Annotated in this window: 23 protein-coding genes; 18 read left to right on the top strand and 5 right to left on the bottom strand. The window is 61.3% G+C overall.

Annotated elements, in window-relative coordinates; translation table 11 throughout:
- Positions 1-13 precede the first annotated feature (13 nt).
- The 9 genes from fliQ (at position 14) to R3F42_11260 (ending at position 10,301) form a co-directional block, all read left to right on the top strand.
- Positions 14-283 carry a flagellar biosynthesis protein FliQ gene (gene fliQ / locus R3F42_11300; protein ID MEZ5542616.1) on the top strand — a complete coding sequence of 90 codons (270 nt, stop codon included), beginning with the start codon at positions 14-16 and terminating at the stop codon, positions 281-283.
- Between the two features lie 12 nt (positions 284-295).
- A complete protein-coding gene (fliR, locus tag R3F42_11295; GenBank protein ID MEZ5542615.1) occupies positions 296-1,078 on the top strand; it encodes a flagellar biosynthetic protein FliR in 783 nt (260 codons plus the stop codon).
- Between the two features lie 3 nt (positions 1,079-1,081).
- Positions 1,082-2,215, top strand: coding sequence for a flagellar biosynthesis protein FlhB (gene flhB, locus R3F42_11290; protein ID MEZ5542614.1), 1,134 nt, complete (start codon positions 1,082-1,084; stop codon positions 2,213-2,215).
- 20 nt (positions 2,216-2,235) lie between these two features.
- On the top strand, positions 2,236-4,338 hold the full coding sequence (flhA, locus tag R3F42_11285; protein MEZ5542613.1) for a flagellar biosynthesis protein FlhA: 2,103 nt from the start codon (positions 2,236-2,238) through the stop codon (positions 4,336-4,338).
- Between the two features lie 42 nt (positions 4,339-4,380).
- Entirely contained in the window at positions 4,381-5,604 is a 1,224-nt protein-coding gene (gene flhF / locus R3F42_11280; GenBank protein MEZ5542612.1) for a flagellar biosynthesis protein FlhF, read from the top strand.
- A complete protein-coding gene (locus tag R3F42_11275) occupies positions 5,585-6,481 on the top strand; it encodes a MinD/ParA family protein (GenBank protein MEZ5542611.1) in 897 nt (298 codons plus the stop codon). The genes flhF and R3F42_11275 overlap by 20 nt, the downstream gene beginning before the upstream one ends.
- Positions 6,482-6,549: 68 nt before the next feature.
- Positions 6,550-7,095 carry a hypothetical protein gene (locus R3F42_11270; protein MEZ5542610.1) on the top strand — a complete coding sequence of 182 codons (546 nt, stop codon included), beginning with the start codon at positions 6,550-6,552 and terminating at the stop codon, positions 7,093-7,095.
- Between the two features lie 475 nt (positions 7,096-7,570).
- Positions 7,571-8,527 carry an SPOR domain-containing protein gene (locus R3F42_11265; protein MEZ5542609.1) on the top strand — a complete coding sequence of 319 codons (957 nt, stop codon included), beginning with the start codon at positions 7,571-7,573 and terminating at the stop codon, positions 8,525-8,527.
- Positions 8,528-8,735: 208 nt separating this feature from the next.
- Positions 8,736-10,301 carry a GGDEF domain-containing protein gene (locus R3F42_11260; protein MEZ5542608.1) on the top strand — a complete coding sequence of 522 codons (1,566 nt, stop codon included), beginning with the start codon at positions 8,736-8,738 and terminating at the stop codon, positions 10,299-10,301.
- A gap of 122 nt (positions 10,302-10,423) precedes the next feature.
- Here the strand turns inward: R3F42_11260 and R3F42_11255 are convergent, their stop codons facing one another.
- Both R3F42_11255 and R3F42_11250 read right to left on the bottom strand, forming a co-directional pair.
- Positions 10,424-10,828 (bottom strand): hypothetical protein, encoded by a 405-nt coding sequence (locus R3F42_11255; GenBank protein ID MEZ5542607.1) that lies wholly within the window; start codon positions 10,826-10,828, stop codon positions 10,424-10,426.
- Positions 10,829-11,004: 176 nt separating this feature from the next.
- Positions 11,005-11,307: an STAS domain-containing protein gene (locus tag R3F42_11250; protein MEZ5542606.1), complete on the bottom strand. Its 303-nt coding sequence runs from the start codon at positions 11,305-11,307 to the stop codon at positions 11,005-11,007.
- Positions 11,308-11,704: 397 nt separating this feature from the next.
- On the opposite strand from R3F42_11250, the gene pomA reads away from it, so the two are divergent.
- Together pomA and R3F42_11240 are read left to right on the top strand one after the other, a co-directional pair.
- Positions 11,705-12,481: a flagellar motor protein PomA gene (pomA, locus tag R3F42_11245; GenBank protein ID MEZ5542605.1), complete on the top strand. Its 777-nt coding sequence runs from the start codon at positions 11,705-11,707 to the stop codon at positions 12,479-12,481.
- Positions 12,482-12,503: 22 nt separating this feature from the next.
- On the top strand, positions 12,504-13,475 hold the full coding sequence (locus R3F42_11240) for a flagellar motor protein MotB (GenBank protein MEZ5542604.1): 972 nt from the start codon (positions 12,504-12,506) through the stop codon (positions 13,473-13,475).
- A 272-nt stretch (positions 13,476-13,747) separates the two neighbouring features.
- On the opposite strand, the gene R3F42_11235 is transcribed toward R3F42_11240, so the two are convergent.
- The 3 genes from R3F42_11235 to flgA are packed head-to-tail and all read right to left on the bottom strand — an operon-like array spanning position 13,748 to position 15,323.
- A complete protein-coding gene (locus R3F42_11235) occupies positions 13,748-14,236 on the bottom strand; it encodes a flagellar protein FlgN (GenBank protein MEZ5542603.1) in 489 nt (162 codons plus the stop codon).
- Positions 14,237-14,250: 14 nt separating this feature from the next.
- Positions 14,251-14,568, bottom strand: a complete 318-nt coding sequence (gene flgM, locus R3F42_11230) for a flagellar biosynthesis anti-sigma factor FlgM (GenBank protein MEZ5542602.1) — start codon at positions 14,566-14,568, stop codon at positions 14,251-14,253.
- 35 nt (positions 14,569-14,603) lie between these two features.
- On the bottom strand, positions 14,604-15,323 hold the full coding sequence (gene flgA / locus R3F42_11225) for a flagellar basal body P-ring formation chaperone FlgA (GenBank protein ID MEZ5542601.1): 720 nt from the start codon (positions 15,321-15,323) through the stop codon (positions 14,604-14,606).
- 389 nt (positions 15,324-15,712) lie between these two features.
- Here flgA and flgB point away from each other — a divergent pair, with 389 nt between their 5' ends.
- Genes flgB through flgH form a run of 7 tightly spaced genes read left to right on the top strand, consistent with a single transcriptional unit; the run spans position 15,713 to position 20,810 of the window.
- Positions 15,713-16,102 (top strand): flagellar basal body rod protein FlgB, encoded by a 390-nt coding sequence (gene flgB, locus R3F42_11220; protein ID MEZ5542600.1) that lies wholly within the window; start codon positions 15,713-15,715, stop codon positions 16,100-16,102.
- Between the two features lie 3 nt (positions 16,103-16,105).
- Positions 16,106-16,519 (top strand): flagellar basal body rod protein FlgC, encoded by a 414-nt coding sequence (flgC, locus tag R3F42_11215; protein ID MEZ5542599.1) that lies wholly within the window; start codon positions 16,106-16,108, stop codon positions 16,517-16,519.
- Between the two features lie 29 nt (positions 16,520-16,548).
- Positions 16,549-17,223: a flagellar hook assembly protein FlgD gene (locus tag R3F42_11210; GenBank protein MEZ5542598.1), complete on the top strand. Its 675-nt coding sequence runs from the start codon at positions 16,549-16,551 to the stop codon at positions 17,221-17,223.
- Positions 17,224-17,242: 19 nt separating this feature from the next.
- Positions 17,243-18,472 carry a flagellar hook protein FlgE gene (flgE, locus tag R3F42_11205; GenBank protein MEZ5542597.1) on the top strand — a complete coding sequence of 410 codons (1,230 nt, stop codon included), beginning with the start codon at positions 17,243-17,245 and terminating at the stop codon, positions 18,470-18,472.
- A 29-nt stretch (positions 18,473-18,501) separates the two neighbouring features.
- The gene (gene flgF / locus R3F42_11200; protein ID MEZ5542596.1) at positions 18,502-19,242 is read left to right on the top strand and encodes a flagellar basal-body rod protein FlgF; all 741 of its coding nucleotides are present in this window, start codon (positions 18,502-18,504) and stop codon (positions 19,240-19,242) included.
- A gap of 49 nt (positions 19,243-19,291) precedes the next feature.
- Positions 19,292-20,077, top strand: coding sequence for a flagellar basal-body rod protein FlgG (gene flgG, locus R3F42_11195; protein ID MEZ5542595.1), 786 nt, complete (start codon positions 19,292-19,294; stop codon positions 20,075-20,077).
- Between the two features lie 31 nt (positions 20,078-20,108).
- Positions 20,109-20,810, top strand: coding sequence for a flagellar basal body L-ring protein FlgH (flgH, locus tag R3F42_11190; protein MEZ5542594.1), 702 nt, complete (start codon positions 20,109-20,111; stop codon positions 20,808-20,810).
- The last annotated feature ends 14 nt before the right edge of the window (positions 20,811-20,824 follow it).

Genomic DNA, 20,824 nt, shown 5'->3' with positions numbered 1-20,824 from the left:
GGAGGAAACTGCCATGACACCGGAAAGCGTTATCCTGCTCGGACAGGAAGCCATCAAGATCACCGTGCTCATGTCAGCGCCCATACTGGGTGCGGCACTGGCGGTCGGCTTGCTGGTCGGTATGTTCCAGGCGGCCACCCAGATCCAGGAAATGACGCTCAGCTTCATCCCCAAGCTCGCCATGATCGCCCTGATGCTGCTGCTTGCCGGTGCCTGGATGATCAATCTCGTGGTGGATTTCACGCGCCGCCTGTTCGAGAACATTCCGGCGCTGATCGGCTAGCGTGGATGCGACATGTTAACGATCAGCAGCCTGCAATTGCATGCCTGGGTAGCCGCGTTCCTGTGGCCATTCATGCGCATCGGCGCGATGCTGGTGGCAGCGCCCGTATTCGGAGCGCGGATGGTGCCGGTACGCGTGCGGCTGGTGCTGGCGTTGGTGCTGGCGCTGATGATGGCGCCGCTGGTGGCCTCGGACGCGCGGGCAATCGATCCGCTCGGTGCGACGGGCCTGCTGGTCAGCGCGCAGCAGATACTGATCGGTCTGGCCATGGGGTTTACCCTGCAATTGGCCTTTGCGGCGATCGTGATCGGGGCGCAATCGATCGCGATGAGTATGGGGCTAGGTTTTGCCAACGCCGTCGATCCCCAGAATGGCGTGACGGTGCCGGTGATCGCGCAGTATTACCTTACACTGGCGACACTCATCTTTCTTGCGCTGGACGGCCACCTGTTGCTGATCCAGCTGCTCGTCGACAGTTTTCAGACCCTCCCTGTGGGCGTCCATGGCCTGTCCGAGAACGGGCTTTGGGACATCGTCAGCTGGGGCGGACGGATGTTCGCCGGTGCGGTACTGATCGCGCTCACCGGGATCGCCTCCCTGTTGCTGATCAACCTCGCCTTCGGTGTGATGAGCCGTGCGGCGCCGCAGCTGAACATCTTCGGTGTGGGCTTTCCGGTCATGATGGGCGCCGGCTTTATCGTGATCATGGTGAGCCTGCCGGGCATCACGCCGCATGTTTCGCATCTCGTGCAGGCGGCATTCGAGATGCTGGGCACACTGCTGAGTGGCGGGTGACGGATGGCTGAACAGAGCGGCATGGAGCGCACAGAACGCGCATCCCCCAAGCGCATCCAGGAAGCGCGCGAACGGGGTGATATTCCGCGTTCGCGTGACCTCAATACGGTTCTGCTGATGTTGGCCGCATCAGGCGGGCTGCTCGCCTTCGGCAGCGCGATGGCCGAGGGGCTCGCACGCCAGATGACCGCGGCCCTGACCCGCCCCCGGGACAGCCTGCTCGACCCTGCCTTCCTGCAGCCGTTTCTTGGGGAGGTGCTGGTCGAGGTGCTGACGGCCTTCCTGCCGTTCCTGCTGCTGTTGTTCTTGGTCGCATTGTTCGCGCCCATGTCGCTGGGCGGCTGGTCCTTCAGTCCCAAGGCGCTGGCGCTGAATTTCGGGAAGCTCGATCCCGTCAAGGGGTTGGGTCGGATCTTTTCACTGCGTGCGCCGGTCGAGGCGCTTAAATCATTCGCGAAATTCCTGGTCGTCGCCGTGGTCTGCTATTTCCTGCTCCGGCAACGTGCCGGTGAACTCTTCATGCTGGGGTCCGAGCCGCTCGAGGCGGGTCTGCAGCACGCTGCGCATGTCATTGGCTGGTCTTTCGTGGGGATGAGCTCGGTGCTGATCCTGATAGCGGCGGTGGATGTGCCGTTCCAGCTCTGGGATCACTCGAACAAGTTGAAGATGACGAAGCAGGAAGTCAAGGACGAGGCCAAGCAGACCGAGGGTAGTCCGGAACTCAAGGGCCGCGTCCGCGCCGTGCAGCGGCGCATGGCCCAGCAGCGCATGATGCAGGATGTACCGACCGCGGATGTCGTGGTTACCAACCCGTCCCATTACGCTGTGGCGCTGCGCTACGACCAGGACAAGATGGGCGCGCCCAAGGTGGTGGCATCAGGCGCGGATCTGATTGCAGCCGAAATCCGCAGGATCGCTGTCGCCAGCGATGTCACCATCGTCGAGGCGCCGCCACTGGCACGTGCGCTGTACTTCAGTACCGACATCGGTGAGGAGATTCCCGCGGGGCTGTATATCGCAGTTGCGCAGCTGCTCGCCTATGTTTACCAGCTGCGCGCAGTGCGTAAAACCCACGTGCCGGCGCCGGCGGTGCCGAACGAGTTCCCGATCCCGCCGGAACTGCGCCGGGATGCATAGTGACTACAGACAGGTGATCTATGGCGAATAACAGCGGTTTCCCGTCATTCAGCCCGCGCATGCTGGTCGGGCTCGGTACCCCCGTCCTTCTCGTATTGCTGCTCGGCATGATGGTCCTGCCGTTGCCGCCAATGATTCTCGATCTCGTGTTCACCTTCAATATCGCACTCAGCCTGATCGTGCTGCTGGTCGCGGTATACACGATCAAGCCGCTGGAGTTCGCGGTGTTTCCGACAGTCCTGCTCATTGCAACACTGCTGCGACTGGCGCTCAACGTCGCCTCCACTCGCGTCATCATGCTGAACGGACACGAGGGTACCGCAGCCGCCGGCCATGTCATCGAGGCATTCGGCGAGTTCGTGGTGGGAGGCAACTACGCCGTGGGCCTCATCGTGTTCGCCATTCTCATGATCATCAACTTTGTCGTGGTGACCAAGGGTGCCGGCCGCATTTCCGAGGTCAGCGCACGCTTTACCCTCGACGCGATGCCGGGCAAGCAGATGGCGGTGGACGCCGATCTCAATGCCGGCCTGATTTCCCAGGAGGAGGCGCGTGCACGCCGCGAGGAGATCGCCAGCGAGGCGGATTTCTACGGGGCGATGGACGGTGCCAGCAAGTTCGTGCGTGGCGATGCCGTGGCCGGCATGCTGATCCTGTTCATCAATATCATCGGCGGCTTCGCCGTCGGCATGCTGCAGCACGATCTTTCGCTGGGCGATGCGGCACAGAACTACATCCTGCTCACCATCGGTGACGGCCTGGTGGCGCAGATTCCCTCGCTGGTGCTGTCAACCGCCGCTGCGATCATGGTGACCCGCGTGTCCGCTTCACAGGACATGGGCCAGCAGTTTGTCCGGCAGCTGCTGAGCCACCCGCGCGCCCTGCTGATCGCCGCCGCCATCGTCGGGGTCCTCGGCATCGTCCCCGGCATGCCCAACCTGGTCTTCATCACCATCGCCTCCATACTCGGGGCGTTGGCGCGGCTGATCATGAAGCAGAAGCAAGCCGCGGCGCAGCATGCCGCCAAAGCGCGCGAAGCGCCGCCACCAGAACCGCAGAATGCCGATCTCAGCTGGGACGACGTGCAGCCGGTCGATGTTGTCGGGCTCGAGGTGGGGTACCGCCTGATACCGCTGGTAGATCGCAATCAGGGCGGGCAGCTGATGGCCCGTATCAAGGGCGTGCGCAAGAAACTGTCGCAGGAACTCGGGTTCCTCATTGATCCGGTGCATATCCGTGACAACCTCGATCTGGCGCCGGGCGGTTACCGGATCACCCTGATGGGCGTTCCGGTCGGGCAGGCGGAGGTCTATCCCGACAAGGAATTGGCAATCAATCCCGGCAAGGTCTTCGGCAAGCTCAAGGGTGTCGAAACCCGCGATCCGGCATTCGGGCTGGAAGCGGTTTGGATCGATACCGGTCAGCGCGACGAGGCGCAGCGGCTCGGCTACACCGTGGTCGATGCGAGCACGGTCGTGGCCACGCATCTCAGTCACCTCCTGCAGCAGCAGGCTCACGAATTGCTCGGGCACGAGGCCACCCAGCAACTGCTCGACATGCTGGCGAAGAGCTCACCGAAACTGGTCGAGACGCTGGTCCCGAAGACGCTGTCGCTCGGGGTGGTGGTGAAGGTGCTGCAAAACCTGCTCGAGGAGGGTGTGCCGATCCGCGACATGCGCACCATCGCCGAAACCCTGGCGGAGGCTGGCGTGCGCAGTCAGGATCCCGACGTGCTGACAGCGGCGGTGCGAGTGATGTTGTCGCGTATGATTTATCAGAAAATCAATGGCATGGAAGAAACGCTGCCTGCGATGGCGCTGGATCCGAAGTTGGAACAGTTGTTGCTTCAGTCTATGCAGGGTGCGCACGAAGGCGGTCCGGGCCTGGAGCCGGGGCTGGCCGACGGCATGCTGCGGGCGCTGGCGGAAAACACCCGGCAGCGCGAACTGAACGGCGAGCCCGCGGTGCTGCTGGTGGCGCCGGCATTGCGGCAGTGGCTGGCGCGCTTCATCCGCGGCGCGGTACACGGTTTGCAGGTGCTGTCCTATAACGAGGTGCCCGACAACCGCCAGGTGCGGGTGGTTGGCACCATCGGCGGCGAGTCGTATGCCATGGCCGGATGAGCAGACGTGCAGTGACAGGCAGGTTACACGGAGGTAGCTGACATGAAAATGAAGCGTTTCAGCGCAGCGGAGATGCGTCACGCAATGCAGCGGGTCAGCGACGAGCTGGGTCCCGATGCCTTGATCCTGTCGAGTCGCAAGACCGAGGATGGCGTCGAGATCATTGCCGCCGTGGACTATGAAGAGGACCTGCGCGATGTGCCCGTGGCAGCGCCGGTCGCTGCAGCGGTTGCGCCGGAAACGCCGGCCACAGCGCCGGACCAGGAACAGCCGGTTGCGCTGGCACACCGCGAGATTTCATCGCCGGCGGTCGATCTGCAGGTCATCAGCGGCATGCAGGATGAAATCCGTGCGCTGCGCAGTATGCTGGAAGTTCCGCTGGCGCAGCTCGGCTGGGATGCCATGCGCCGGCGCGAGCCGGTGCGCGCGGATGTCATTGCGCGGCTGGAGCGGGTGCGGCTGCATCCCGTGATTGTCAACCGCATCGCCGACCGGGTCTTGGGTATTGACGATACCGACGCCGGCTGGCAGATCGCGCTCTCGGAACTGGAAAGCCTGCTGCCCATCGCCGGGGACGACCTGATGGAGGCCGGTGGTGTGGTGGCCTTGATCGGTCCCACCGGTGTAGGCAAGACCACCACCATCGCGAAAATGGCGGCGCGCTTCGCACTGCGGCACGGCCGGCGGCACGTGGCGCTGGTCACAATGGACCATTATCGGATCGGTGCGCATGACCAGCTGCGCACGTACGGCAAGCTGCTGGGCGTTCCGGTCTTCATCGCCGGCGATGAAGAGGAACTGCGGGTCATTCTCAACCAGATGGGTGACCGCAAGCTGATCCTGATCGATACTGCCGGCGCCAGTCAGCGCGATGCCGACCTGCTGGAAAAATTTGCCATGCTCAAGGCCGTTCCCAGCGGAATCCGGCGTTATCTCGTGCTTGCCGCCAACGCCCAGCTGTCAGTTAATGATGACGTGATGCAATCGTTCGCAGCCCTGGCGCCGGACCGGTGCATCCTGACGAAGGTGGACGAGGCGACGAGCCTCGGGGGAGCGTTGTCGGTACTGATCAAGCATGGTCTTCCGCTCGCATATACCGGCGATGGCCAGTGCGTGCCGGATGACTTTCACCCGGCTCGCGCCCGCCAGCTGACAGCGCATGCCGTGCTGCTCGCCGAGCGGGGGATACCAATGCAATCGGATGAGGCATGGCTGCATGCCCTCGGCGACAGGGAGGCCAGAGCGCATGTACACGCAACTGCCTGAGGAGCGCGTGGATCAGGCGGCTGGCCTGCGCAGAATGGCCGCGCTGTCGCGGCCGGTCAAGGTCATAGCCGTGGCTAGCGGCAAGGGTGGGGTGGGGAAGACCAGTATCTCCATCAACCTGGCCGTCTCCATGGCGCAGCAGGGCAGGAAGGTCATGCTGCTGGACGCGGATCTCGGTCTGGCCAATGTCGATGTCCTGCTCGGTCTGAATGTGCGGCGCAATCTGTCCCATGTCATTGCAGGTGATGTCAGTCTCGACGACGTCATCGTGGATGGGCCGGCGGGGCTTCGCATCGTACCCTCTGCATCCGGTGCCAAGCGCATGCTCAACCTGACTACCGCAGAGCAGGGCGGTCTGATTCGGGCATTCAGCGAGTTGCAGGATGATGTCGACGTGATGATCGTGGATATCGCGGCGGGACTGTCCGACAGCGTGGTGACGTTCAGCCGCGCGGCACATGAAGTTGTCGTGGTGGTGTGTGACGATCCGGCGTCGCTTACCGATGCCTATGCGCTCATCAAGGTGCTCAATCGCTATCATGGCGTCGATCGGTTCCATGTGCTCACCAACATGACAGGGAGCGCGCATGAAGGCAGGCAGCTGTTCGACAAGCTGGCACGGGTGGCGCAGCGATTTCTCGACGTGACATTGGGCTACATGGGCGCGATCCCCTACGATGACTATTTGCGCAAGTCGGTACAGCGGCAAGTGGCGGTGGTCGAGGCCTATCCGCGCAGTCGCTCCGCGCTGGCGTTCAGAAAGATGGCAGACCGTACCGAGCGCTGGCCTGCGCCCCAGCAGGCGACCGGGGGGCTGGAATTTTTCGTTGAGCGACTCATCCGCGCTGAAACCCTGGCCGGAGAATGTCTCAGCTGAGGCGGCTGCAGGTGCGGGCCAGGCTTGTTGTCTGTGTGGCCGCACTATTTTGCGCGGCAGTCCCGGCAATGCCCGTCACTGGCGCGCCGCCTGCGCAGCTGCGGGTGACGGTGCTGCGCAGCACCGATCCTACGGAAGTGCGGGAGCTGCTGGGGCGGCGGCGGACGGTACTTGGGGCGGAGCGAAGCCGCCGTGCGGCGACCCGCAGGAACAATGGTAACAGCTGGCAGGTCGTGCTCGAGGCAGGGCAAACCGCGCTCGTCTCAGCCGGCGACTCGGCGCCCGCTCAGCACGTGCCCTGGCTGGGGTACAGCAGGCACGGGCCAGCCGCCGTCGTCAGCGCGTCGCCTGTCACACACGAGCGTGGCCTACTGCTGCAGGTGCACCGCCGCGGTGACCAGGTGGTAGTGCACATGGCGCAGTTCAGCCAGGGCGCATCAGCGCTGGGGGGTGCCGGTCTGGCAACCGTCCTGCATGGCGGTATCGGGCAATGGCTGGATGCGGGTGGCAACCTGCTGCTGCCGCCTGCGTTGGCTGGAATACGCCAGGTTCAGACGCAGCGCGGTGACCCGCGGTATTTTCGCCTGCTGGTCAGGGTTGATGCACTGGATTGAGCACCGTCTCGACCCGCTGCCGGGTCGCTTCAGGCATAGTCGTCGATATGGGGCCGGTTTCCGCTATCGCTGGCGCGGTCATCGTGCCTCTGCCTGTGACGGGAGCCCTGCCGCTCCTTCTGTGCGGGTGGATGCTGCGGCAGCTGCCGGGTACGCGGTAGCTCATGCGGTATCGGGGGAAGCGAAGTGATTCTGTCGAAATCCGCCATTTTCGATCACCTCCTGTTCTGCCACCGGATATATCGGCCTGCCCGCGCATGACTTGAGCAGGAACCGGCGGACAGGCAGATGCGGTTCGTCCTGACGGGTGCCCGCTGGTGCGGTTCCGGTGCCATAGGATATGTACGATTGCATGCAGGCAGCAGAGCCGTGTCGTTGCGCGATGACAGACCGGTAGTCTGTCTGCCCGTGGTATGCGAGAATCCGGCCGACTGGTTTGTTTCCAGGGGCGAGCAGGCAGCGCGGGGACACGATCATGGACAGCAACAGAAACCTCAGCAGTATCATCACCAGGATTCGCGACGAAGGACCGCCCGGAGCTGCTACCCGCAAGCCGCCCCAGGTCCCGGAAGATTCCTACGCCGTGCCGGAGGATCCTCCCAGGGCACCTGCCTTCAGGGACGAGTTGCAGGCGCTGTCGGCGCAGCTGCTTACCCTGCTGCCGCGCAACCGTGCGTTCGGCTTGGTACTTCCGCTGCTACTGGTCATGGGCGTGGTGTATTTCGCCGGCAGCTATACCGGGTCATCTGACGACGCCAAGGGCAGCGGCGCGGGCAGGCAGCCCCTGGCCAACCTATCCGGCAAGGCCACGCAAGCGGATAGCACCGGCGCAGGGGTTGTTACAGCGGGCGTGCCGCGAGTGGTGACCGGGGAGCAGACAGTACAGGCGCGCCTGGCGCAGTTGACTGCAGAAATGGAGCTACTGGGCGCCACTGTCGCAGACAACCGGGCGGTAACAGAGGCAATGCTTGCAGACCTGCGTCATGAGCAACAGGCCGCCTTGGCGGCGCTCGAGGCGCGACTGCAGCCTCAGGCAAATCCAAATGATGCGCAAGCGGCAGTCAGCCCTGCGCAACCGGCCACGGCTGCTGCTGCCATGCCGGCGGGTGCCGCGACCGGGGCGGATGTAACAACGCAGATTTCCGCGCAACACGTATCACCCGTGCAACAGGCGGTGAACGGGGGAGGGCAGGCTGGTGAGGAATGGGTTGTCAATGTCGCCGCGTTCGCGAACGAGCAATCGACTGCCGCCCTGGCCGACAGACTCAGGAACCAGGGAATCTCCGTCGAGCGCCAGGTCGTGAAGATCGATGGTGGCCAAATCTACCGGCTGCGGGTGCCGGGATTCGCCAGCAGTACGGACGCCAGGCGCTACGCCAGAGAGATCGACGCCCAGTACGGGTTGAAAGGGGCCTGGATCAGCCGGAAGTAGGCTAACTGGACGATTCGTAAGCAGATATCAAGCCTGGCCGGGTTGTGGCTGCGCCTCGGCGCTAGTACTAAAGTATTAAATATCTGTGGGCGCGAGACGATACATCCTTGGAATCGCGTGGCAGGAAGTCGCGGGCGCCGGCAAGCCGGAACGATCCCGGGAGTCCATGCCGGCGGCAGAGCAAGGAATGATCACAGGGAGTGTGAATGTGAACACGGAATCGCAGCTTAGCGAGCAGCTTCAGGCACGGCTTGAGCGTTGCACAAATCTGCCCAGCCCGCCGGTGGTGGCATTGCGGGTCATCGAGCTTGCCCAGGACCCGGAAGTCGATATCGGTATGGTATCCGACATCATCAGCACCGACCCGGCGCTCGCTGCGAAGGTCCTGCGGGTGGCCAACTCCCCTATTTATGCATTGCGGCGCAAGACCGAGACCCTGCATCAGGCGATAACCTTGCTGGGGCTTAATGGCACCCTGATGCTGGCGCTTAGCTTTTCGCTGGCTTCGACCATGCACAACAACGCCGATCAGGGCTTCAACTACAATCTCTTCTGGAAACGTTCGCTCGCATCAGCCACCTGTGCGCGGCGCCTGGGGGCGGCGATCAGATTGCGCACCAAGGAAGAGCTATTCCTGGCCGGCCTGTTGCAGGACATCGGTATGCTGGTGATCGACAAGATGGAACCCAAGTTCTATCGCAGTCTCGGAGTCGACCAGCACGATCACGCTGCGCTTGCGGCAGGCGAGTGCGCCAAACTCGGGGCCGATCATGCAGTCATAGGCCGCTGGATACTGGAAAAATGGGGTTTTCCCGGTTATCTGCTGGAGGCGGTGAAGTACAGTCATGCCGACAGGGTTGCAGAAGATGTCGCCGAGATGGGCAAACTTTTGCATTGTGTAGCGGTTGCAGGACAGATTGTTGATGCGATACAGAGTCCAAGCGAAAAGAACAACCTGCAGATCGTTGCCGAGGCAACCCGCGCGCGCCTGGGGATAGACGAGAGCGCCTTCCGCGAGATGCTGGTCGCCCTGAATGCGGATCTCGCCGAAGTGCAGGATATTTTCAATACCGATCTCAGTGATTACAACTATTCAGACACGCTGCTGGACAATGCGAAGGAGATGCTCATGATGATGAATCTCCAGACGCTGCAGCAGGCCGACCGACTACAGGAAACGGCAGAGGTGCTGGAATCGAGAACCCGAGAACTCGAGGAGCACTCGCGCCGCGACGGTTTGACCGGGCTCTATAACAGGGCCTTCCTCGACCAGAAACTCGCGCACGAGTTTTCCATGGCCAGTGAGCGTGACTGGCCGTTGATAGTGATGTTTGTTGACCTTGACCATTTCAAGAAGGTTAATGATACCTATGGCCATCAGGCGGGTGACCAGGTGCTGCAGCGCGCAGCGAGAGTGCTCTCGGAAGGTACTCGTGACGACGATATCGTGGCCCGCTATGGTGGCGAGGAATTCGTGATCGTCACGCCAGGGCGTGGTGAGAGCACTGCACGGGTCATTGCCGAAAGACTCGTGAACATGTTCCGTAGTCTGAGGCACCGCGTCGGCGTCGACAAAGAAATCAACGTTACCGCCTCCATAGGTGTTGCCGTTATGGGGGAGGGCGTCGCATTTGCCTCGGTGGAGGATTTGGTGGAGGCCGCGGACAAGGCGCTGTATGTCGCGAAAAGGAACGGCCGCAACCGCTGCCTGGTCTATTCCATGGCGCTGGAGAACGGTGCCGGACTCGGCGATAACGCGGCACCTGCCGCATAGACCTGCGGTCTGCCTTCGACCAGGATCATCGCCGTTACTGCCACGGGCAGGATCTGGAAATGTTCCGGACCTTGCGCGTTAGCAGCCTGTGCGCGCGCCGGGTCTAGAGGCTGACTCCGGCCTTATCTTTCAGAATTGCCGGCGGCCCTGGCAGGTGGGCTGCTATCCAACGGGCTGGCGTGGAATTCATCCAGTGTCCTGAGGTAGCTCTCCGCTGACAATTTTCCCTGTTCGATAAGGATGTCCGCCAGTTGCGGCCTGGTGCTGGCCTGTAGATTGAGCAGCTCCTCGACATCCGGTTCGTCCAGGTAACCAAGCTGCACGGCGACCTCGCCAAACTGCATGTTGGTGCCGGCCTGGCTGCGCAGCACGTCCATGACCTGCCTGACGGTCATGTACTGTTCCCGTATCGCGACCTGCCCCAGCAGTGACTGCCGTGACAGCTGAAGCTCGACCGCCGCGGAAAGTTCTGCCTCTGTTAGCAAGCCCCTTGCGACAAGGAACTGTCCGAACCTCTGGCTGTTCATATTCGTATTCCCTCGTTGCGCGGGCTTGCCGTTACTGACAGTCGAAGCTTATGGGCAGCCGCGGCAGCAATCTGTCGAGTTTTTCGCGTTTTCCAAAAATCCAGGTCTGGTGCGCTCACCGGTCCGATTGCGGTGGTACGGTTTCCGCCGCATGCATCACACGTAGGTACAACAGATCAGGGAACATCCAGTCCAAGCTGATCCGACAGGCCGCTCAGCAGGGCCGTGGCGAGCAGGCTGCTCGATGGTGATATCCAGCACAGCCGGTGTCCATTGTTGCGCAGGTGGATCGCCAGCGCAGCTAGTAACTGCAGGGCGGATGTGTCGATGTCCTGTACCCTGGAGCCGTCGACTATCACGTCGAAATCCGGATTGACGGTATCCAGTTGGTCGCAAAACTCATGTGTATCGATCCCGCCGAGATGTTCGCCGAGTACAATGGTGTTGTCATGCAAGTAACAGCGAGTTGTGCATCCCATATGCGTTGTATCCAATCCCTGGCTGATTGATGCCGGCATCCCTGCTGCTGCCCGCCGTACCTGAACTGATCCTGTTCGAACCGATATCGGCAATAACAGGGGCCTCTTTATATACCATTGGGCGCAGGCGCCGTACGCAGGAGGGTGGCCGCGCCGGAGGTGGTTTGCCGGCGCCGCGTCCGGGCCCAGTGGCGGTGCCGCCCGCGGGTGTAATGTGCATGCGGGGTGCTGCCGTCAACACGTTGTGCAGTAATAAAGTTTCAGCGTATTTGTCCGACACAGCGGGTATCCGGTACAGGCATGACCGGGTACCCGCCGGGCTGCATGCAGCTCAGAAACAACGGGGAAACGCCATCCCTGAGGATGGCAGTAATGCAGGCAAGGAGCCACGACAGCAATGGATCTCGCTACCTTAATCGGCCTGGTAGGTACTCTCAGCGCTATCACCGCCGCCATCCTGATGGGTGGCAGTTTCGCCATTTTCGTGAATGGGCCCGGACTCATGATCGTTGTGGCGGGCACCATGACCGTCGTACTGATGAAGTATCCGTTGTCAGTTGCCGTGCATGCCATGAAGGCGGCGGCGAAGGCATTTCTCCACAAGATGCAAACGCCCAGGGAATTGATAGAAAAATGCGTCGAGCTGTCGAATATCGCGCGCAAGGAAGGGGTGCTTGGACTGGAACAGGTGGAAATAGAAAATGAATTTCTGCGGCGGGGCGTCATGCTTGTCGTTGATGGCAACGATGCGGATTTCGTGCGCAAGATGCTGTCCAACGATATCAATCTCACTATTGAGCGGCACGAAGAAGGGCAGAGTATCTTCAAGTCGATTGGTGATGTCGCCCCCGCGATGGGCATGATAGGCACGCTGATCGGTCTGGTGCAGATGATGGCCAACATGAGTGACCCGAAGGCGCTCGGTCCGGCCATGGCCGTCGCCCTGTTGACGACGCTCTATGGTGCGGTGATCGCCAACGCGATTGCATTGCCGATAGCCGACAAGCTGTCATTGCGCAGCAAGCAGGAACGAATGACGAAGTCGCTAATCCTGGAGGGTATCTCGGCAATTCAGGCCGGGCTCAATCCACGTGTCGTGGAGGATCTGCTGAAAACCTATCTTCCGGTCACGCAGCGCGAATTCGCCAAGGAAGAGAAGGAGGCGGCCGCCTGAGGCGGTTGCCTGATGACATCGAATGGCTGAAAACTGCGATTGCCCGCCACCGCCCAAGTGTCCGGCAGGTATCCCCGCCTGGGTACTCACCTTCGCGGATTTGATGTCGCTGCTGCTGGCGTTTTTCGTGCTGCTTTTCTCCTTTTCGGAGATGGATCAGCAAAAATACAAGCAAGTTGCCGGATCCATGCGGGATGCCTTCGGTATCCAGCGCGAGATCAATGTCAAGGATCCGCCCAAGGGTATCAATATCATTGCGCAGGAGTTCAGTGCAGGCAAGCCTGACGAATCCACTCCGCAGAATGAAATGCGACAGGTCACCACGGATGATTTCCGTCAATATCTGGAGATACCCAAACCGTCCAAGGCATTCGAGGAGGCGTTACAGGCAGAGAAAGAGCGTCTGCGCCTGGCGCTGGAATCGGAGATCAATGACGGATTCGTCGAGGTCGATATCGTCGACGAGACTATCGTGATCAGAATCCTGGAGCGCGGATCGTTCGCCTCGGCGAGCAACCTGCTGATCGAGCCATTCAAATCGGTGCTGGAAAAAATGGCGCGTACCATTGGGTCGAACCCCGGCTCAGTGGTGGTCGCGGGGCATACGGATTCCGTGCCGATTGCAAATTCTCATTTCCGCTCCAACTGGGAACTGTCTGCCTCGCGCGCTGTTACCGTCGTGCATGAGCTGATGCGGCAGGGGGGAATTCCGAAGAACCGGTTTCGAGTCGAGGGCTATGGCGATATCATGCCGGTGGATAGCAACGACACGCCCGAGGGGCGGGCACGCAACCGCCGGGTCGAGGTTACGCTGCTCTACGACAGATCGTTCGGCAGTCCGGAGCAGGCCGGCAGCGAGCCGGTGGCAGAGGCGGTGACGGCGGACACTCAGGGCGGCCCGGTGACCAGCCAGTCAGAACAGGTACAGGCAGCGCCTGGCAGTCCTATGGACAGCATACTCGTCGATCCCTGCCCGGGATGTGACAGTAAGTAGTTCGGGGGCGGTCTGCCGCGGCTGTCGCTCCTGATCGATTGCAGCAAGCCATGGCGGGAGACGGGATGCCGGCGCGTGTTGCCGGCAGCGGCGTGGGCTGAGCGCGATAGCAGGCTAGATTCCGGAGCCTATCTCACATTACCGATTTGCATTACAGGGGCACACGGTTGTCATTCCCGCGTAGGCGGGAATCCAGTGCTCACTGGCGCTGCTGGATGCCCGCCGCCGCGGGCATGACGATATCAAACCAAAGGAGTATTTTGGGACAGGTCCTAGACCTTCGCGAGCGACCGGCTGCAGTGTCGGTCATCGGTCTCACCATCGCTGAGATAGGTCTGCTGTCCGGGTTCCTCGCCGCGCAGCACATGCAGGACATTACGCGTGTGGCGGCTGCACAGGTCGACGAGGTGTTGATTTTTCCGGTTCATGTCCTGGCAGTCGCGTGCTGTTTTCTGCAGTTCATGCCATAGGGCCGGTAGTGCGAGATCCGGTTCGGCATCCCGCAGGCAGTCTGCCATGGCAGCGGGGCCGGTGCCGAAGCCGGCCGAGGTGACGGCCTGCGTGCGTTCGTGTTCCAAGCTGGCGAGTTGTTCGAGCAGGTGGGATTTGTCCGTGATGATCTGCTCCAGCAGGACGATTTCGCGTTCCGTTATGGCGCGATATTCGCCTGCAAGCACGGATTCGAACCGCTTCATCAGTTCGATCTCGCTGTGCAACAGGTCGCGTATCTGCAGATGACATGTTCGAGTTCTGCCGTGCATGCTCTGTGCTCCAGTTAGCGCCTGCCGTACAGCAGGCTTACCTTGCTAGCAATGCGGTCGGAATCTATCCTGAAGTTGCCGTTCTCAATGGCCTGCTTCAGTTCGGCGACCCTGCTTGCATCCGGGTAGGTGGCGCTGAGCGGCAGCGGTTGGCCGCTGGCGAGGTCCAGCGCGTCGCTGGACAGGCTCACGCGATCGTTACTGCTGGCTGACTCGGTACCGGCAGCAGCTGCAGTCACGTCGGAACCGGACTCGCTCCTGCCGATCATCGTGCGTAACCTTGCAAGCAGGCTACCCTGGGTTGCCAGTGGATTCCTGAATTCGATTGGCATGTTGCGCTCCTGCTTACACGATCCTCATTGCGCGGCTACATTGCGACCAGCACGGTAGTCGCCGAGGTCACGGTTCCGTCAACCACACGCTTGGAACTGAGATTGCGTACCTTGATGCGGTCACCCGCAGCGCCATCTGCAAGTGCTTCGCCCGACATGCGTACCTCGAGGCCACCGCTATTGGCAACCAGTATGACCTGTTGCCCGCGCCGAACCTGCAACGGCGACTTGACCAGATTGTTGGTCAGTGCAGCATCGAGACTGATGGTGCGGGTAACTTCCATTCCGGAAACCTCGTCCGGATCGCTGAAATAGCCGGATTGAAGCTGGGCGAGATCGCGCTCCACCAGCTTGACGTCGCCGCTGTTGATTATGTCACCGCGGGCAAGCGGTCGTGCCGCGGCGACGACCTTATCGTAGATGCTGACTTTCACGGGAACATACAGCGACCATGATTTGGCGCTATTGCAGCGCACGCCAACGGTAATATTGCCAATCGTCTTACCCCCGGGCGGCTGGAAGGCCTCCAGCGGTTCGTCGCAACGGCTCAGGCGCAGCCTGGCATCCAGCTTACTCGCGTGCACTTCGGGAGTCTGGCCGTAATTGGCCTGCACCAGATCCGAAATGAACTGCTCGGCGGTTTGGCGGATCGAAGCGTGGTCCTGGAAGGGGGCTGCCGGCACAGCGGTCGCAGCAAGTGACCCGGCCAGCGCAATTCCGTATGCAAGTCGTCTTCTATCCATTGTTCGCTCCATGCAGATTGCTATACATATCCTACGATTGCCGCAGCAATTTGCATGCCATGTATAGACCGGCCGGCAAGGGGCCGGCGCAAATCGTGTACCTGCCGGTTAAATCGGCGCTGGGAACCGGAATATTGAGCTCACTATGCGCTCGGAGTTGCCGTGACGCGGATGGGGCTTGCCGCCGCCGGCAAGTGTTTGCCGCCCGTCAGTGCCGCCCGCTGCCGTCTGCCGCGCCGGCGGTATCTGCGATGCGTCTGGTCCGCGTTCACTAAGCCACTGTTTGTGCAGGAAACGTTGGTGTGCGCGCTGCATGAAACCGGACGGAATCCGGCTGCTGCGGCAGAGCTGGCACGTCGCTTGCTTTGTGTGAGGCACTGGCTGGAATCACGAGGTGCGACATGCCATCGATAATCGACCGCGCGTTTGGTGTACATGCCGATGCCCTGCAGTTGCGGGCGCGGCGCGGAGAACTGCTCGCCTCGAATCTCGCCAACGCGGACACACCCAACTACAAGGCGCGGGACCTGGATTTCCGCAATGCGCTCAGCGCAGCACAGGGCGCAACCGCACTGACCACCACACATGCCGGGCACATGCAGTTAGCGGGCGGTGGCGGCGGTGTGCAGACGATGTATCGCGTGCCGAGTCAGTCCGCCCTGGACGGAAATACGGTCGACACCCAGATCGAACAAGCGAAATTTGCCGAGAATGCCGTGCGCTACCGGACCAGCCTGCGCTTCCTGAGCGGAAAGATCAGCGGCCTGATGACGGCTATCAAGGGAGAATAGCGGATGGGACTGTTCAGTATCATCGATATCGCCGGCTCCGGCATGAGTGCACAGACCGTGCGCCTTAATACCGTGGCGAGCAACATGGCCAATGCCGAGGTGGTGAGCGGGAGTCCGGATTCCGCCTATCATGCACGGCAGCCGGTATTTGCAGCGGTGATGGATGCGATACAAGGCGATCCGGCAGCGGTTCAGGTGCAGGTCTCCGGTGTGGTGGAGAGCCAGGCACCGGTCAATCGCGAATACAGCCCGCAGCACCCGCAGGCCGACGCGGATGGTTATGTGTACCTCTCCAACGTCAACATGATCGAGGAAATGGCAAACATGATTTCGGCCTCACGCTCCTACCAGAGCAACGTCGAGGTGGCCAACGCCTCCAAGCAGCTGCTGCTGGAAACCCTGCGTCTCGGCCAGTGACCGTGACGTAACAAACGACGGGATTAAAAATGACGACTATTCAGGATGCAGCCATATTCGAGGAGCTCGGTTTGTCACGAGCCGCTCAGGCCGGCGTCGGCAAGAAGGAGCTGGGACAGGAAGACTTTCTCATGCTGATGACCACCCAGCTCAGGAACCAGGATCCGTTCAAGCCGATGGAAAACGGGGAATTCCTGAGCCAGCTGGCACAGTTCGGTACCGTGAACGGCATCGACGAGGTGCGTAGCGAGTTGCAGAACATGACCGGCTCCCTGGTTTCCAACCAGTCCCTGCAGGCTGCAGCGATGCTCGGTCGCCAGGTGCTCGTGCCTGGGAGTGTGGCCACGCTTGCGGAAGAGGGTGAAATTGGCGGCGCGGTCGACCTGCCCAATTCGGTGGCCGAGCTGAACATAGGAATCTACGATTTATCCGGACAGCTGATAAGGAATGTCAGTCTGGGTAATCAGTCACCAGGGATGGTGACTTTTAACTGGGACGGCCTGGCCACGGATGGCTCGGCCGCCCCTCCCGGTCGTTACGAGATTCGCGCTGAGGGCATCAGCGGCGGAGCCAACGCGGCGTATGACGTGATGCTGGCAGACACGGTGCGCAGCGTAACCCTGCCCGCGGCCGGCAAGCCGCTTACGCTGGAACTGGCGAGTCTCGGTGAAGTGGGTTTTTCGGATATCAGGCAGATCAGGTAGCAGGTACAGGAGAAATCACATGTCATTTCGTATTGCTTTGAGTGGACTGGCAGCTGCGCAGGCATCACTGGATACCACGGCGAATAACATCGCCAATGCCAATACTACCGGCTTCAAGCTGTCGCGCGCGGAATTTACCGACGTGTACGCGACGGCATTCGGCAGTATCGGGTCGCTCGATACCGGTGCGGGCGTACGTCTCGCATCCGTCACCCCGCTATTCACTCAGGGTAATATCGACTTTACTGGGAATGCGCTCGATCTTGCAGTCAACGGCGAAGGCTTCTTCGTGCTGAGCGACCAGGGTTCCCATGTCTACAGCCGCGCCGGTGCGTTCCGCGTTGACCGCGACGGCTATGTCGTTAATGTCAACGGCCAACGGTTGCAGGCTTATCCCTCGCTGGATCCCCAGGGCACCAATTTCAGTACCGCGTCGCTGGGCGATCTGCAGCTGGTCGCGACCACGACAGCGCCAAGCCCCACCACCGGCGCGGATATCTCGCTCAACCTTGATGCGAATTCCGACGAGCTCGGGGCCGGGGCGATCGATCCTTCCGATCCTGCAACCTTCAACTACTCCACCTCGCTGACAACCTATGACAGTCTCGGGCAGAGCCATACAACGGCACTGTTTTTCCGCAAGGTCGATACGGCGACGCGGACCTGGGACGTGCGCGTGGTGACCGACGGTGACGACACGCAGACCAACGCCGTCCAGACCGTCAACTTCGACAGCCTGGGTCAGCTGACTGCGCCGATGCCGGTCAACTTCGGTACCTTCGATCCAGGCAACGGCGCGTCCCCGATGAACATCGATTACGATTTCTCAGGAACTTCGCAATACGGCAGCAGCTTTGCGGTCAATTCCCTGTTCCAGGATGGCTATGCAACCGGGCGCCTGAGTGGACTTGATATCGACCCCAGCGGTGTGGTGCTGGCGCGTTTCAGTAACGGCCAGACGGCAGCGATGGGCAAGGTGGCGCTGGCAAATTTCGCCAATCCACAGGGGCTGACCCCGCTTGGCGACAGTACCTGGGGTGGAACCTTCAACGCGGGTGACCGGCGACTGGGCGAGCCAGGCGCGGGTAATTTCGGGTTCCTGCAGTCCGGTGCGCTGGAAAATTCCAACGTGGAAATTACCGAGGAACTGGTCAGCCTGATTACCGCGCAGCGCAGCTTCCAGGCGAATGCGCAGGTGATCTCGGCGGCCGACACGATAACACAGACGGTCATCAACATCGGCCGCTAGTCCTGAACCAGCTGGAGCCAGACTGAATCATGGATAGATTGCTGTATGTCGCGATGAGCGGTGCCAGGGAGGCGATGCAGTCGCAGGCGGTGAACGCGCAAAACCTGGCCAATGCCACCACGACCGGTTTCCGCGCCGATCTGGAGTCGTTCCGCAGCATGCCCGTGTACGGTCCAGGCCATGCGAGCCGCGTCTACGGCGTGGCCTCTGGCATGGGTGTGGATTACACGCCGGGTTCTGCGCTCAGCACCGGACGCGATATGGATGTCGCGATCAACGGCGACGGCTGGCTGGCAGTACAGGGACCGGATGGCAATGAAGCCTATACCCGGGCTGGAGATTTACGGGTGGACAGTCTCGGGTTGCTCAGGACGGGCGCCGGCCATGTCGTGATGGGGAATGGAAGCCCCATCGCGGTACCACCCTTCGAGACCATCGAGATCGCCGGCGACGGCACCATTTCTATCCGGCCGGTGGGCGCGACCGCCACGACGCTGACTGTGGTCGATCGGATCAAGCTGGTCAATCCGAACGTTGTGGATATGGAGAAAGGCGCGGATGGCCTCATGCACATGAAAAGCCGCGAACCTGCGGTCGCCGATGGCGCCGTCACCCTGCAGTCCGGCGCACTGGAGTCCAGCAACGTCAATACAGTCGAGGCCATGGTCAACATGATTCAGCTGGCGCGCCAGTACGAGACGCAGGTGAAGATCATGGCCAATGCCGAAGAAAACGACCGCGCGGTATCACAGCTGCTGCGACTTGGATAATGCATTGCGATAGCCGGAAGCAGCCAGACATAAGCACAAGGAGGGTAGGATGGATCAGGCACTGTGGATTGCAAAGACTGGACTCGAGGCGCAGCAAACGCGCATGTCGGTGACTGCCAACAACATCGCCAATGTCAACACCACCGGCTTCAAGCGCGGGCGCGCTGTATTCGAGGACCTGCTCTATCAGAACAACGGCCAGGCCGGTGCGCAGTCATCGGAGGACACTCAGCTCAATTCCGGCCTGATGACGGGTACTGGTGTGCGCGTCGTGGCAACCGAGAAGCTGTTCAGCCAGGGCAGTCTGGTGCAGACCGGCAATGCCCTGGATATGGCCGTGGAAGGGCGCGGCTTTTTCCAGATCCTCATGCCGGACGGGACGCTGGGCTATTCGCGTGACGGCACCTTTCAGGTGAATGCGAACGGTGAGATCGTCACTGCCAAAGGTTACCCGCTGCAGCCGGGTATCTCGCTGCCGGCGGATGCGCAGAACATCACCATCAGCACTGACGGTATCGTGTCCGTGACTCAGCCGGGTAATTCCGTGCCGACGCAGGTGGGTACCATCCAGCTGGCGGATTTCATCAATCCTGCCGGCCTGCAGCCGATCGGCCAGAATCTGTTTCTGGAAACCGCTTCGAGCGGTGCACCGCAGGCCGGTACCCCGGGGCAGGCGGGAATCGGTTCCCTGGCCCAGGGCGTGCTGGAGACATCCAACGTCAACACCGTGGAGGAGCTGGTCAACATGATCGAGACCCAGCGTGCCTACGAGATGAACTCCAAGGCCATCTCGACCGCGGAACAGATGCTGGAATACGCGAATAACACGCTCTAGTTGTGATATCCGGGCGTTGGAGGACTAGATCATGATGGATGACGTCGTAGCCGGGCTGTCAAGATTGCTGGCAGTGTTCGCCCTGATGTGGCTGGCAGGATGTACCACGGGTAGCGTGCTGACCCGGCAGGGAGAGCCCGAGTATGCACCGGTACCGCCCGTAGTGCAGCAGCCGCTGCTGCATGAGCACAACGGCTCGATCTACATGTCCAGCGTGTCCCGGCCGCTGTTCGAGGATATCAAGGCGCGCCATGTCGGCGATCTGCTCACGGTGGTGCTCGACGAGCAGACCGATGCCAGTAAGACGGCCAGCACCGGCGTTACCAAGGATAGTACTACAGATATCACTGCACCGAATGTGCTGGGACAGACTCCCACGTTGCGCGGCAGTCCGCTCAGCACCGGGCTCGAATCAGCCAGTGATTTCTCCGGCGATTCGGACAGCTCGCAGAGCAACAAGCTGCGGGGCAGCATCACGGTGACGGTGTCCGAGGTTTTGCCAAACGGGAATCTGCGTATCCAGGGTGAGAAATGGATCGCGATCAATCAGGGCGATGAGTACGTCAGATTGCGGGGTATCGTGCGCCCGGTGGATATCGGACCGAGCAACACCGTGCTGTCGACCCAGGTCGCCGATGCCCAGATCACCTACCGCGGCAAGGGGGCCTTGGCGGACTCCAATGCCATGGGCTGGCTGACGCGGTTCTTTATCTCGCCACTTTGGCCATTCTGACGGGAAAGGGTATT

Source organism: Pseudomonadota bacterium (genome assembly GCA_041395565.1).
Classification (GTDB): Bacteria; Pseudomonadota; Gammaproteobacteria; order UBA9214; family UBA9214; genus UBA9214.
Note: the sequence above shows the minus strand (reverse complement) of the source record. Positions and strands in the feature narration are given on the sequence as shown.

Coding starts and splice junctions, on each gene's coding strand:
- R3F42_11250 (MEZ5542606.1), bottom strand. CDS start 11,307: ATGGGATGCACAACTCGCTGTTACTTGCATGACAACACCATTGTACTC.
- fliR (MEZ5542615.1), top strand. CDS start 296: ATGTTAACGATCAGCAGCCTGCAATTGCATGCCTGGGTAGCCGCGTTC.
- R3F42_11265 (MEZ5542609.1), top strand. CDS start 7,571: ATGGACAGCAACAGAAACCTCAGCAGTATCATCACCAGGATTCGCGAC.
- flgB (MEZ5542600.1), top strand. CDS start 15,713: ATGCCATCGATAATCGACCGCGCGTTTGGTGTACATGCCGATGCCCTG.
- R3F42_11240 (MEZ5542604.1), top strand. CDS start 12,504: ATGGCTGAAAACTGCGATTGCCCGCCACCGCCCAAGTGTCCGGCAGGT.
- R3F42_11235 (MEZ5542603.1), bottom strand. CDS start 14,236: ATGCACGGCAGAACTCGAACATGTCATCTGCAGATACGCGACCTGTTG.
- flgG (MEZ5542595.1), top strand. CDS start 19,292: ATGGATCAGGCACTGTGGATTGCAAAGACTGGACTCGAGGCGCAGCAA.
- flgE (MEZ5542597.1), top strand. CDS start 17,243: ATGTCATTTCGTATTGCTTTGAGTGGACTGGCAGCTGCGCAGGCATCA.
- flhB (MEZ5542614.1), top strand. CDS start 1,082: ATGGCTGAACAGAGCGGCATGGAGCGCACAGAACGCGCATCCCCCAAG.
- R3F42_11270 (MEZ5542610.1), top strand. CDS start 6,550: ATGCCCGTCACTGGCGCGCCGCCTGCGCAGCTGCGGGTGACGGTGCTG.
- R3F42_11255 (MEZ5542607.1), bottom strand. CDS start 10,828: ATGAACAGCCAGAGGTTCGGACAGTTCCTTGTCGCAAGGGGCTTGCTA.
- flgM (MEZ5542602.1), bottom strand. CDS start 14,568: ATGCCAATCGAATTCAGGAATCCACTGGCAACCCAGGGTAGCCTGCTT.
- flgH (MEZ5542594.1), top strand. CDS start 20,109: ATGATGGATGACGTCGTAGCCGGGCTGTCAAGATTGCTGGCAGTGTTC.
- pomA (MEZ5542605.1), top strand. CDS start 11,705: ATGGATCTCGCTACCTTAATCGGCCTGGTAGGTACTCTCAGCGCTATC.
- flhF (MEZ5542612.1), top strand. CDS start 4,381: ATGAAAATGAAGCGTTTCAGCGCAGCGGAGATGCGTCACGCAATGCAG.
- flgC (MEZ5542599.1), top strand. CDS start 16,106: ATGGGACTGTTCAGTATCATCGATATCGCCGGCTCCGGCATGAGTGCA.
- R3F42_11210 (MEZ5542598.1), top strand. CDS start 16,549: ATGACGACTATTCAGGATGCAGCCATATTCGAGGAGCTCGGTTTGTCA.
- flhA (MEZ5542613.1), top strand. CDS start 2,236: ATGGCGAATAACAGCGGTTTCCCGTCATTCAGCCCGCGCATGCTGGTC.
- flgA (MEZ5542601.1), bottom strand. CDS start 15,323: ATGGAGCGAACAATGGATAGAAGACGACTTGCATACGGAATTGCGCTG.
- R3F42_11275 (MEZ5542611.1), top strand. CDS start 5,585: ATGTACACGCAACTGCCTGAGGAGCGCGTGGATCAGGCGGCTGGCCTG.
- flgF (MEZ5542596.1), top strand. CDS start 18,502: ATGGATAGATTGCTGTATGTCGCGATGAGCGGTGCCAGGGAGGCGATG.
- fliQ (MEZ5542616.1), top strand. CDS start 14: ATGACACCGGAAAGCGTTATCCTGCTCGGACAGGAAGCCATCAAGATC.